Annotated in this window: 11 protein-coding genes and 4 pseudogenes; 5 read left to right on the top strand and 10 right to left on the bottom strand. The window is 61.6% G+C overall.

Features of this window, described 5'->3' with window-relative positions:
- Positions 1 to 14: 14 nt before the first annotated feature.
- Complete coding sequence (bga, locus tag DOS48_RS28160) at positions 15 to 2123, bottom strand: beta-galactosidase Bga (protein WP_168654348.1); 2109 nt, start codon at positions 2121 to 2123, stop codon at positions 15 to 17.
- 128 nt (positions 2124 to 2251) lie between these two features.
- Here bga and DOS48_RS28165 point away from each other — a divergent pair, with 128 nt between their 5' ends.
- The 3 genes and pseudogenes from DOS48_RS28165 to DOS48_RS28175 form a co-directional block, all read left to right on the top strand.
- Positions 2252 to 4255, top strand: coding sequence for a glycoside hydrolase family 36 protein (locus DOS48_RS28165; protein ID WP_168654349.1), 2004 nt, complete (start codon positions 2252 to 2254; stop codon positions 4253 to 4255).
- 228 nt (positions 4256 to 4483) lie between these two features.
- The gene (locus tag DOS48_RS28170) at positions 4484 to 5122 is read left to right on the top strand and encodes a bifunctional 4-hydroxy-2-oxoglutarate aldolase/2-dehydro-3-deoxy-phosphogluconate aldolase (protein WP_168654612.1); all 639 of its coding nucleotides are present in this window, start codon (positions 4484 to 4486) and stop codon (positions 5120 to 5122) included.
- A pseudogene (locus tag DOS48_RS28175) lies at positions 5119 to 5652 on the top strand (PfkB family carbohydrate kinase); the annotation flags it as partial. The gene DOS48_RS28170 and the pseudogene DOS48_RS28175, both read left to right, overlap by 4 nt.
- Here the strand turns inward: DOS48_RS28175 and DOS48_RS29470 are convergent.
- From DOS48_RS29470 to DOS48_RS28195, 4 genes and pseudogenes are all read right to left on the bottom strand, one after another.
- The gene (locus DOS48_RS29470; protein WP_244629431.1) at positions 5615 to 6115 is read right to left on the bottom strand and encodes a hypothetical protein; all 501 of its coding nucleotides are present in this window, start codon (positions 6113 to 6115) and stop codon (positions 5615 to 5617) included. The pseudogene DOS48_RS28175 and the gene DOS48_RS29470 overlap by 38 nt on opposite strands.
- Before the next feature lie 3 nt (positions 6116 to 6118).
- Positions 6119 to 6430: pseudogene (locus DOS48_RS28185) on the bottom strand (hypothetical protein); the annotation flags it as partial.
- Between the two features lie 110 nt (positions 6431 to 6540).
- On the bottom strand, positions 6541 to 6774 hold the full coding sequence (locus DOS48_RS28190; RefSeq protein ID WP_168654350.1) for a type II toxin-antitoxin system HicB family antitoxin: 234 nt from the start codon (positions 6772 to 6774) through the stop codon (positions 6541 to 6543).
- 103 nt (positions 6775 to 6877) lie between these two features.
- Positions 6878 to 7046 (bottom strand): annotated as a pseudogene (locus DOS48_RS28195) (7-cyano-7-deazaguanine synthase); the annotation flags it as partial.
- Positions 7047 to 7183: 137 nt separating this feature from the next.
- On the opposite strand from DOS48_RS28195, the gene DOS48_RS28200 reads away from it, so the two are divergent.
- Both DOS48_RS28200 and DOS48_RS29475 read left to right on the top strand, forming a co-directional pair.
- Positions 7184 to 7711: a sugar-specific transcriptional regulator TrmB gene (locus DOS48_RS28200; RefSeq protein WP_168654351.1), complete on the top strand. Its 528-nt coding sequence runs from the start codon at positions 7184 to 7186 to the stop codon at positions 7709 to 7711.
- 1 nt (position 7712) lies between these two features.
- A pseudogene (locus DOS48_RS29475) lies at positions 7713 to 8087 on the top strand (hypothetical protein); the annotation flags it as partial.
- Positions 8088 to 8163: 76 nt separating this feature from the next.
- Here DOS48_RS29475 and DOS48_RS28205 read toward each other — a convergent pair.
- From DOS48_RS28205 to DOS48_RS28225, 5 genes are all read right to left on the bottom strand, one after another.
- Complete coding sequence (locus tag DOS48_RS28205; RefSeq protein WP_168654352.1) at positions 8164 to 9402, bottom strand: RNA-guided endonuclease TnpB family protein; 1239 nt, start codon at positions 9400 to 9402, stop codon at positions 8164 to 8166.
- The gene (tnpA, locus tag DOS48_RS28210) at positions 9399 to 9788 is read right to left on the bottom strand and encodes an IS200/IS605 family transposase (protein WP_168654353.1); all 390 of its coding nucleotides are present in this window, start codon (positions 9786 to 9788) and stop codon (positions 9399 to 9401) included. Before tnpA ends, DOS48_RS28205 begins: the two co-directional genes overlap by 4 nt.
- Positions 9789 to 10040: 252 nt before the next feature.
- Positions 10041 to 10730 (bottom strand): 7-cyano-7-deazaguanine synthase QueC, encoded by a 690-nt coding sequence (gene queC, locus DOS48_RS28215; protein WP_168654354.1) that lies wholly within the window; start codon positions 10728 to 10730, stop codon positions 10041 to 10043.
- A 111-nt stretch (positions 10731 to 10841) separates the two neighbouring features.
- Positions 10842 to 11618, bottom strand: coding sequence for a 7-carboxy-7-deazaguanine synthase QueE (locus DOS48_RS28220; protein ID WP_168654355.1), 777 nt, complete (start codon positions 11616 to 11618; stop codon positions 10842 to 10844).
- Positions 11618 to 12079 (bottom strand): 6-pyruvoyl tetrahydropterin synthase family protein, encoded by a 462-nt coding sequence (locus tag DOS48_RS28225; protein ID WP_094520216.1) that lies wholly within the window; start codon positions 12077 to 12079, stop codon positions 11618 to 11620. The genes DOS48_RS28220 and DOS48_RS28225 overlap by 1 nt, the downstream gene beginning before the upstream one ends.
- Between the last annotated feature and the right edge of the window lie 90 nt (positions 12080 to 12169).

The following is a 12169-nucleotide window of genomic DNA, read 5'->3' on the forward strand; positions in this document are numbered from 1 at the left end:
ATATCTGATCTGTCTTAAAACCTGATCGATTGCTGCTCGGCGACCCGCAACCCGTCAACGTGGTCGCCTTCGACGACGGCGACCCCGTACGGTCCTACGGCGACGCCTTTTGCCGATGCGTCTCTCTCGCCGCCGACCGCTCCCGTATCGATGGCGTCTCTGTCAGTGTCGTCGACGACGAGCGCGTCGGCGTCGATGTCGGGGAGTCGGAGCTGGTCGCTCGTGAAGTTCGTTACCCACGTGTGGCCGCCGCGGTAGCCGATACGGACGCCGTCCGGGAGTCGCTCGGCGTGTCGGACGCCTGCGCGGTCGAGCAGGTTAGCCGCGAGCGTCTTGGCCAGCGCTGACTCGGGCCAGACCCCGCAGTAGGTGACGCGACCGTCGCCGACCGCGTTGGTGACGACTGCCGGGCGACCGTCGGCCGGGCCGTCCATGTCGTACTCGTACTGCGTCTCGGCCGCCTCGGGCTCGAGCCACTCGGCCCACGTTCGGAACGGGGTGGTCGTGTCGTTGTCGCCGTCGGGCGCGTCGACAGGCCGGACTGCCGCTTCGAGGCGTCGCGGGAGCGACTCGTGTTGGTCGACGGTCGCACCCACAAGATCGCTCAGGGGACCGGGCTGTGACGCCGGTCGGAGCTTGTTTTCCGCGTCTTTCACTCCCGTCCGGGGTCCGAAGAGTAGCTCGCCGCCGGCTGTGGCGTAGTTGGTCAGACGTTCGGAGAGGCTGTCGGTGACGAGGTGGAGCGCAGGCGCGACGACGGCCTCGTACCCCGAGAGGTCGGCGGTCGGCGGGACCACGTCGACCTGAACACCGTGGCCGCGCACAGCGCCGTAAAAGGCCTCTTGGAGCGCCCAGTAGTCGAAGTCGGGCGCATGTGGTTGGGCGTCGAGCGCCCACAGCGAGTCGTAGTCGAACACGACCGCAACTGGCGCGTCGACGTGGTCGGTCTCGCCGAGTGTATCGAACTCCCCGGATGTCTGTGTGGCGTCTGTGTACCCGCGGTCTGGGGAGCCGTCGGCCTTGCGGAGTCCGGCGTGATACTGTTCTTGGCCTTCGAGACAGCGCCGCCATCTAAAGTAAAGGACGGCGTCGGCACCGTGAGCCGCGGCGTGGTGTGCCCAGAGCCGCATCGCGCCCTCACCCGGTTGCGGGCAGTGTGGCGGCCAGTTGACATCTCCCGGCTGCTGTTCCATCACCCAGAACGGGCGGTCGAGCGCGCTTCGGTACAGGTCGTGGTCCATCCCTACCTGATCGGGGTCGCCGGCGCGCAGTTGGTCCGGAGACGCCTCGTCGGCGAAGCGGTCTTGGACGAATCCCGTCGGGTACGAGTCCCACGAAACGAGGTCGAGGTCGTCGCTCACGTCGTAGGCGTTCAGGGTTGGGAACCGCCCCATGAAATTGTGCGTGACGAACCAGTCGGGGTTAGCGTCGCGAATGAGGTCGGCGTGGAGGCGATTGTAGTCGACGACCGAGTCGCTGGAGAACCGGGCGTACGCGAGCAGTCGCGAGGGGTGATGCTCGGCCGGGGTCGGTCCCGGCGGATCGACCTCCTCGAAGGAGCTGTACTGTTGGCTCCAGAACCGATTCCCCCACGCCTCGTTGAGCTGGTCGACGTCGCCGTAGCGGTCGGCGAGCCACATCCGAAACGCGTCGGCACAGTCGTCACAGTAACACCTGATGGTGCGATGACAGCCGAACTCGTTATCCGTCTGCCAGCCGGCGACGTGCGGCGAGTTGGCGTATCGCTCCGTCACGCGCTCGACGATTCGAGTCGTCTCCTCGCGGTAAGCCTCAGAATTAAAACAGTAGTGGCGGCGGCTGCCGTGTTCCTGGACCGTCCCATCTGGATCCTCTTGGCGGATCGACGGCCGCTCATCGACCAGCCACTTTGGCGGCGTCGCTGTCGGGGTACACAACACGACCTGCATTCCGTGGTCGCCGATGAGTTCGATGGCTTCGTCGAGCCACTCGAAATTGAACTCTCCGCGCTCGGGTTCAAGTACACCCCACGAGAACTCCGCCATTCGTACGTATTCGAGACCGGCGTCGGCCATCGCTTCCACGTCGCGTTCCCACTCTTCGCTCGGCCAGTGTTCCGGGAAATAACAGACACCAAGACGCATGGCCGACCCACTCTATCACGCCACGTAAGCGTTCGGATGGCCGACGGCTGCTTCGCTGTCTGCCGGTGATCAGCCGATTATGGCGCTGACGTGAGTGGCTATTTGTAGCGGGGTGCTGTGATTTGTGTATGCGCGAACACTCTGTAGGTGCCACCACGGTCACGTATGAGCCGGACAGACAGGAACTCGCGGTCGCAGACGACACCAGCGACCTACTCACCGGGGTCCTCCAAACGTCCGGTACTGCGGACGACCATCCACAGGTTGTAGGCGTGTCACTGTCGGACGAAGCAGGCGGCGTCACCGTGACCTGCACGGTGGCGAACACGGGTAACGAGTCGATTCGCGGCGACGAGGTGGCGCTCTCGTTCAAGACCGCATTCGGGTCGGACGCGCGCGTGTACCGACACGGCTACCAGTCGTGGTCGTCGACGGGGACAGTCCCAGTCGGCGAGCGCTTTCCGGAAGAGGATCCGGACAACGCCCCGATGATGAACGACCTCGTGGCGCCGGAAGACGACCGCGTTAGTAGCTACCTAGCCGGATTCGTTGAGGACGACCGCGTTGTCACGGCCGGATTCCTCGAACACGACCGCTACTGCACCCGGTTCGATATCGACGACGACAACGGCGGTGTCGAGACGGTCCGCGCGGTGTGTCCGCTCGAGGGGACGCGCCTGGCGCCCGGCGAGCGCCTGACGCTGCCGCCGTTGTGGGTCGACGCCGACCGAGAACTCCGAGCAGGGCTCGCCGCGCTGGCTGACGAGATCGGGGACCGGATGGACGCACAAGTACCCGAGAATGCGCCGACCGGCTGGTGCTCGTGGTATCACTATTTCACCGACCTTACCGAGGCAGACGTCCGGGAAAATCTCGCAGAGCTTCGCGACTGGGAAATCCCGGTTGATGTCGTCCAGATCGACGACGGGTATATGGAGGCGTTCGGCGACTGGCGGTCCATCGCCGACGGGTTCGAGGATATGAGCGCTGTCGCGGACGACATCGTGACCGCGGGGTACCGACCGGGGCTGTGGCTTGCGCCTTTTTACGTGGAGGAAGGAGCCGACCTGTACGCTGACCACCCCGAGTGGTTCGTGACGGAGCCGACGGAGACGCCTTCAGACGGCCCCGAAACGCCGGTCGACGGCGGCTTTCGCGCCGGGTCGGAACTGTACGGGCTCGACACGACGCACCCGGAGGTCCTCGAGTGGCTGCGGGAAACCGTGTCGACGGTCGTCGACGAGTGGGGGTTCACTTATTTAAAACTCGATTTCCTGTTTGCGGCGGCGCTGCCCGGCGAGCGCTACGACGCAGAGGCGACGCGGATCGAGGCGTACCGGCGCGGAGTCGAAGCGATTACCGAGGCGGCCGGCGACGACGTGTTCCTTCTGGGCTGTGGCGCGCCGATGGCCCCGAGCGTCGGCCTCTTCGACGCGATGCGTATCGGCCCGGACACCGATCCGACGTGGGAGACACCGGGTGAATCCGGCAGCCAGCCGGGACTGAAAAACGCGGTCAGAAACACCCTGAATCGGGACTTCCTACACCGCCGGTGGTGGCTCAATGACCCCGACTGTCAGCTGGTTCGAGACACGAGCGATCTCACCGCATCCGAGCGTGAGGCGTTCGCGGTGCTCGTTGCCGTGTCCGGCGGCGTAAACATGTTCTCGGACCGGCTTGCGGAAATCGACACAGCTGGTCGGCGGCTCCTCCAACGGTCCATCCCGCCAGCATCCGGCGGCGAGGTCATTGGACTCGACGGAGAGAGGTTCCCGTCGCGGATTGTCTGCGATAGGCCAGGCGACGGCGCCACGACTGTTGCGTTGTTTAATTGGCAAAACAAGCGGTCGACTGTCCGATTCGACGCACACGAGTACGGCCAGGAGGGTGACCGAGTCATCTGGGACGGCCTCTCCGGTGAAGTCGTCGACGGTCAAGTCGTCGAGCGGGAGCTGGCGCCGCACGGCGCGGCTGTGTTTGCCGTTGTCTCTACGGATACTGGCGACCTACTCGGCGACGCCGCAACACTCACAGGGGGGTCCGACCGTGCATCGGAGGCAACTCTTCGGGATGGAACCATCGACGCGACCGTCGGCGGTGAAGCCCTGACATTCGCGCTCAACAGCGAGTGACGCACGGCGCCGATCAGCTCTAATCTGTCAATTTCAGACTAATGAGGTATGGTCCTGCTGCTGTCGATTCCATCGAATGGTATTAAAGCGGCTCGTTACCGATCCGGTAGCGAGCCGTTGTCCGGTCTGACTTCGATGGCGGACGCCGACTGCCGCGGGTGTCCGCGGCGGCCGCCCGATCCCATCACCGAAGTTATGTACGGCTACACAGTGTTGACCTGTATAGGAATGAGCGAGGTTGCCGCGCGCGAGCGCATCTTAGAGACGGGTATTGTCGCGATTATTCGTGGGATCGAACCGGATGTGTGCAGCGAGGTCGTCGATGCCATCGCAGCGGGCGGTGTCGATGCGATCGAAATAACAGCTAACACACCCGGCGCAGTCGAAATGATCCGGCGGCTGTCAGCCGAGCACGACGACGTCGCTATCGGCGCTGGCACGGTTATCGATGCCGAAACCGCCCGGGCCGTCCAACTGGCAGGCGCGGAGTTTGTCGTCACGCCGACAGTCAATGCGGACGTCATCGAAACGTGTAACCGGTACGAAACGCCCATCGCGACCGGTGTGATGACGCCGACAGAAGCGCTCACAGCCACGGAGGCTGGCGCTGACTTCTGTAAGCTGTTCCCCGCTTCGACCGTGGGTCCCAAACAGGTAAGCGCTATCAACGGACCGTTACCGGAGGTCTCGTTGATCCCGACAGGCGGCGTCTCGCTGGACAACGCCGCGGCGTTCTTCGACGCCGGCGCCGTCGCCCTCGGCGTCGGCAGTGCGATCGTCGACGGCGACGCAATCGACAACGGGGAGTTCGGCGAGCTGACCGAGGCCGCAAGCGAGTTCACAGCACTGGCGGAGACGCACCGATGACGGGCAGTCTCGTCACGTTCGACGAGACGATGCTCCGCTTGAACCCGCCGTCTGGAGAGCGCTTGGAAACCGCCACGTCGTTGGAGTTCCGAACGGCCGGCGCCGAAAGCAACGTCGCGATTGCGGCCGCCCGGCTCGGCGCGCCGGCAGTGTGGCTCTCGAAGCTCCTCGACTCGCCGTTCGGGCATCGAGTCACGAATGAGGTCAGGCACCACGGCGTCGAGCCGGGTGTCGCGTAGGTCGACGAAGCGCGGCAAAGTGTCTACTACATCGAGGAGGGCTCCACTCCGAGGGGGGCGACTGTCATTTAGGACCGCGCCGACGCGGCGATCACAACGGCCACACCGAGCGAAATTGATGGGGGTAAAATCGCTGATGCTAACGTGTTTTACATGAGCGGGTTCACGCCAGCGCTCTCGCCGACGCTCGCGGAGATGACGGCCGACCTGTTAGCGGCTGCGAGGCAGGCTGGCACGACGACAGCGTTCGATCTCAACTACCGGTCGAAGCTCTGGTCGCCAGAGGAGGCCTAACAGCAGTGTGAGTCGCTCTTTCCTGATAGGTGGGACGGACATCTTCGAGAAGTTCCTCGACGATTTCCCAGAGGATCAGAGAGGGAGTTTCGTGTTCGAATGTGATCCCCCATCGGTCCTCAGTAGTGGCGGTTGAGTACTGGACATGCGCCTGTCCGAGATCGGGATGATCCTCGTCTTGGTGCCAGCCGGCGTGAAAGCCTGTGTTTGGGTCCGTGTAGTTGACACGGAACCAATCGTCTGGGTCCTGTCGATACCACTTGACGGTTAGTGCTGGTGACTCAGGGGCTGTCGGGGGATCAAGACGAGCCGGATCGAAAATTGCTCGCAGCTGCGTGGCCTCGATATCATCCGGAACGAACTCAACCGTCGAAATCTGCGGTACGCGATCAAGGATGTCTCGCTTCAGTTGCCCATAGAGGTTCGCGTTCGGATCACCACCGGGATGCGGGACAGACATCCGTTAGCTGTTGGCCTTCGCAGACTCTGTCGTCGGAGCGAGGAAGTCCCATTCGCGGATGGCGAAGCCGACGATCTGAATACGCCGCTGAAGCTGCCCCCACTCACGGGCGATCTCGCGGCGACGGTCTTCCTCGTCAGCATCAAGGGACTCGTCAGCGAGCGTTCCGCGAAGCTGGTTCGGTGACTCAACGCCGAATTCGCCCTCCCAGTCACGGACCTGCGTCTTCATCTCGGCGAGACGGTCGGTGAGTTCTTCGACAGTGTGCCCGCTGTCTCGAAGCCGCATCGCCTCCTGCATCGCTTGGCGGCGATGAATGGAGTTACGGGACGGATCAACGGCAAAGATGAGTTTACGGGTGACGTCACCGACGAAGCTTAGCCCCAGCAGGCTGAGTTAGTTTTCCTACGCCGTTTGAATAGGCGTTACGAGAACTCGGTCTCTTCGAGACCCCACTCTTCGAGATCCTCATCGGTGACGGGTTCTCCACCGCCTTCGTGAAGTTCGATCGCCTCCGCAAGCATCCGGAGCGCTTCCGCTTTCGTCTCGCCGAAGGAGGCGACACCGGTCTCGATATCTCTCGCAGTGATCGAGCCGTCATCCTCGTGAGTGAACTCGACGCCTTCCCCGTTGGCTGCGTCGCGTGTCGCACTTGCCATACTCTTTTTTCGTGGACCGTTCGAATAAGCGTTCTGTCGGATGCGACTGAGAGGATGGACAGACAGCACCGCTACAAAAGCAGAACGCGGACTGACCGATGAATTACGAAAACACCGACGGCTCAGCATACGCGATCGGATCGTGTGGCCCGGCGTTCCGAAACGCCTCGAGCCGGAACGCACAGACGTCACACGTCCCGCACGCTGGCTTCCTCATCACGGTAACACGACCACGTCATCTCGTACGGCACACCGAGCTCTAACCCACGCTCGCAGGTCGCCCCGCGTTCGGGCACGAGATGTGTCATCGGCCTGCCTGTCCGAGCACCAAATGAAACGCACCGTACACCAGCTCGCAGATATATGATTGATACAAAAATATATCGAGACTCGTTCCGTAGAAGCGTCCATGAGCGAGTTCGACCCGGCTCCTGACTCAGCGGTAGAGACGCCACGCTGGCAGGACAGAACGGATACATTCAGCCGTGTCTACGATGTCGTTCTCGGTCTCACGTCACCGACGACGTACACAAATGTCGCAGAGCTCGCAGACTGCTCTCCAAACGCAGCAAAAAAGCACCTCGATCGCCTTACAGAGATGGGTATTGCCCGCGCCGATACTGACAGCCGCCCGGCCAGGTATCAGCGACACGACGGATATCTCGAGTGGCAAGAGGCGAGTCGGATCGCTACGGACCTCTCTGTCGATGCGATTCTCGACCGCGTCGAAGCGCTCGAACAACGACGGACAGAGTACGAAGACGAATTCGGCACCACCGACCCAGCAACCGTTGCAGTGTTCGACGCTGAGGACCATGAGACGATCCACGACCGCATGACCGCAGTAAGCGACTGGCAAGGTGTCATTCGAGATATTCGACTCTACGAACTCGCTCGCCAACTCTCACAGAACGACGGGCATCTGATCCCCGCCTGAGATGAGTCCGCCTCCGGAGGATTCAGCGGCTGGCTCTACGGGTCCACCCGATCGACAAACGTTACGCCTGCTCGAACAACAGTTGATGACGGACCCACTTGTTGCTGACACCCAGTTCGACCCTGATGCGTACGAACCGCGATTGCTCACTGCAACCCTAGACACTGAACAGTATCCCGACGCGGTGGCTACCGCCAGAGTCGATATCCGGTGGTTCACCACTGGTGATTTTTCCATTCACTACGTCGAGACTCGGGGAGATAACACCCACTGGGAGTGCCGCTGGGATCGGCATCCAAATACACACAACACTCGACTCCATTTCCACGAACCGCCAGCCGGAACGGACATCTCAGATCTCGACCTTCCTTCGATTGACCTCCTCCCGCGCCTAAAGACGCGGGAATCCCACCACGGGATTTCAGGCCGAGCGTCTGCTCGACCCTACGGTTTCAAGACGCATACGTCCCAAGCGTCGCCTGCTGGGTGTCAGCATCGGCTTGGCTGTCTTGTGGGGCGGTCAAACGCCCCCCATCCTCAGCCGAGTCATCGTCGTTCTCGTGTCCTCTGAAACGACTCTCTCCGCTGAGGTAGCGGTCTACGATGTTCACCGCTCCGTTCACATCCGCTTGATACTCGCCCATCCAGCAAGCGTCGTTCGTACACTTGAACGTCGCCTGTCGCGGGCGGTATCCCACCTCACCGCAAGCGTGGCACTCCTTCGAGGTGTTGCGCGGGTTCACCGTCTCCACCGGGATACCCTTCTCGACGGCTTTGTATCGAATCTGTGCGTGGAGTTTGGCGAATCCCCATCCGTGGAGACGCCGGTTCATGTACTCGCCGTAGTCCATCGACTCCCGTATATACGTTAGGTCTTCCAGAACGAGAACGGGGTTCTCGACGGACTCGGCGTATTCCACGACTTCACAGGTGACGCGGTGGAACACGTCGTCTATCTGTCTCCACACGTCATCCCCGAAGGACTCCGCGATACGCTCGCTACCGCGCTTCTGAAGCCGCCTTGTGGCGGTGAAGTAGGTCTTGCGGAGCCGACGAACGGTCTTCCCCTCGTCGGCCCACAGTTCGGGAGCGGTCGGAGAACCGTGGTCGTCGCGGTGACACACCGTGACGAGCGACGCTTCCCCAATATCGACACCGATGGGCGTCGGTTCCTCAACGGACGCCTCGAAACCATCCTCCACGTCGCGGGTGGCGGTGACGTGGAGGAACCACGTCCCATCCCGCTCGAACAGCCGACTCTCCCCCATCTCCGCGTCACCAGCGTTCAACGCTTCCAGCCAGTCTCGCTGTTCGGGATTCGGCTGTGCTGGCATCCAGAGGTGGTAGTCCTCGTGGTGCGGGATTTTGACGTACCACTCGATTGCGTTCTCGGGCTTGTGGTCGAGCCGTAGCCCCTCGTTCGTGAAGCGGACAGGGTGGTCGTCGTGAAGTTCGCCCGCGTTGTACGTCGTCGTCAACTGCGGGACGTACTTCTTGAGCGCGTTCTTCGCGTACCCGCTCAGGTGGTAGTTGACCACCACGTCGTTCGCTTCGGTCTGCGTGGTACATCGGGCGTCGAAGGCATCTTGGAGGGCGTGCTGGTACGTCTCTCGCGTCTCACGGAGTTTCCGCCGCTTGTGGGCGTTCGGCTCTACCAGTTTGAGTTCGAGCGTCTTCGTGAGTTCGATCACGAATCGCCCTCCTTGTGTTGCTGGACGTAGTTCTTGACTGTCTCACTTGAAACGTGCCCGGCGGTCCCTGCGTAGTAGCCTCGCGCCCATCCGATTTTCTCGCCGTCGTGGTCGGCGTATCGGTGGTTGTACTTGCGCGAGGAGATACCCTTGAACCAGTTGGCGAGTAGCGCCGGTTCGTTCTTGGGCGGACTACTGACGAACAGGTGAACGTGGTCGGGCTGTACGGTAAGGTCGAGAATTTCGACGCCTTTGTCGTCGGCTATTTCGTGGAGGATGGTTCGCACACGGTCTGCGACCTCGTTGACGAGTACCGAGTTGCGGTACTTCGGCAACCACACTATGTGGTAGTTGAGGTTGTAAGTCGCGTGCCGTGTGGTCTTCATCCGGTTGTACACTATCAGGCCACAGGATCTTAATACTGGCGGTGACTCAGTGGGAAATCCAGCGGTGGCGTCGTCGTTGGAAGTGTACGCTATTGTCCGCTTGACCCCCGCCTAAAGACGGGGGTATGCGCTCGTATCTCTATCATCCACTCGATGTGTACTCAACGGTGTTCGAAGCAATCGAGCAACGTATTGAGTCGCTCTGGTGAGTGGTCTTTCCAACCGAACTGACCACCACCAACTGGCAATGAATTACGAGAACTCCGGCCGCTCTACATACGCAATCGGGTCGCGTGACCCAGCGTTCCGGAACGCCTCTAACCGGAACGCACACGCGTCGCACGTCCCACACGCCGGCTCTTCATCGCGGTAACACGACCACGTCATCTCGTACGGCACCCCGAGCTCCAACCCGCGCTCCGCGATCTCCGTTTTCGACCACTTGACGAACGGCGCTTTCAACTCGATCTCCGTCTCCGGCTTTGTGCCGACGTCGATCACGTTCTGAAAGGCGTCGAAAAAGGCCGGACGACAGTCGGGATATCCTGAGAAATCCTCGGAATGTGCGCCGATAAACAGCGCCTCCGAATCAGTCGCCTCCGCGTACGACGTCGCCATCGACAACAAATTCGCGTTCCGGAAGGGGACGTACGACGTCGGAATCTCGTCACTCTCCATGTCGGCGTCGGCCACGTCCATCTCCTCGTCCGTCAAACTCGACGCGCCGATCTGCGAGAGATGTCCCGTCTCGATATGGAGAAAGTCAGCCGCATCAACTTCCTCAGCGAGCGCTTTCGCACACTCGTACTCCTTGTCTTCGGTGCGCTGCCCGTACGAGGTGTGGAGAAAGTACGGCTCGTACCCCTGCTCGATCGCCTCGTAGACGGCCGTCGCACTATCCATCCCGCCGGACACCAGAATGACCGCGCTCTCGTTACTCATGAATTGTCAGTCTCGTCGAGTCGATTGCTATTCTGTCTACTCCATCACGAGCGACATCCGTGTCGCACTCGTGGCACCACACTGCTCCGACCCGGGTGTTGGCTGTCGTACTCATGTCCCCGGCGCGTCGTTCCATAGGTCCACGTGCAGTCGCGGCGTGTACCGGTAGCCGTACTCCATCGCCAGTTCGGCGACCTCGCTTCGCGTCCCGTCAAGTTGCTCTCGCGTCATGCCCTCCGGCATCAACAACACGTCATCATCGGCGACAGTCGTCGCCGTCGCTTCTCGCACCCGATCAACCAGGTCCGTGATTTCCGAGAGGTCCGTCTCGTCGGTCACGACGAACTTGAGTTGGGCCTCGTAGTCGTCGACCATCTGGGACAACGCATCCATGTCGATCCGATTCTGTTCGTGTTTCTGTTCCCACTCGCCCTCTCCTTTCGGGTCACGCTCCGGTGTCGGCGTGCTGCTCGCCAACTTTGGGCTGATACTTGCCAGATCGATTGGCGCATCCCGATTGATCGTCCCGTTCGTCTCCACCGTCGTGTGATACCCCTCTGCGGCGAGTCGCTCAAGGAGTTCGACTGACTCCTCGTGGATGAGTGGCTCCCCACCTGTGAGCACGACGTGGCCAGCCTGTTCGTGGGACTGCACCTCCTCGACGATCGAATCGACGTCGCGCCACGCCCCGGTCGGCTCCCACGACGTATGGTACGAATCACAGAACCAACACCGCAGGTTACACCCAGAGGTCCGTACGAAGACGGAGGGGACGCCTGCAAGCGTTCCCTCTCCCTGTAACGAGTAGAACACCTCGTTGATAGGAAGCCCCTCACCAGTCGCGTCAGCGTCCGTTGCGGGTTCCTCGATATCGTGTGCGACCGGCATCAGTAACTCGCACAGAGTTCGCCGGTTTCGCTCACCGACACCGACACGTCCGAGACGGTGTCTGGGAACGCATCGAGCATGCGTTGTTCGAGGAGGACGCTCATCACCTCTGCCGTTGGTGGGTGATCGAGGACGACGAGGGCGTCGCCGTCGCCCGACGCTTCGAACGCGTCGACGAGCGGGTCGCCCTCTTCGACGAGGAACCGGTGGTCCCACGCGTCGATGACGTCCGTGACGTCGCCTTTATCGACGACCCAGCCTTCTTCGGTGAGTTCCCCGGTCACTTCGACGGTGATCTCGTAGTTGTGGCCGTGTGGCCGCGAGCACTTCCCATCGTGATGGAGGATTCGATGGCCCGAGCTAATTCGGATAGGGTTGTCGGCTCCGATTTGGAGTGTTCGTTGGCCTGCCTCAGCGAGATCGATCGGCTTAGAGTCATCTTTCGATATGCTCTGAGACATACCTGAAGAATACTTGTGTGAGGGATAAGCATTGAGGTTTGGTCGTCCTGCCGATGCCTCAGGCCGCACGATCGATGGAAGCCATCAGAG

The sequence above is a fragment of the Halorubrum sp. PV6 genome (assembly GCF_003990725.2).
In the GTDB taxonomy this organism is placed as follows: domain Archaea; phylum Halobacteriota; class Halobacteria; order Halobacteriales; family Haloferacaceae; genus Halorubrum.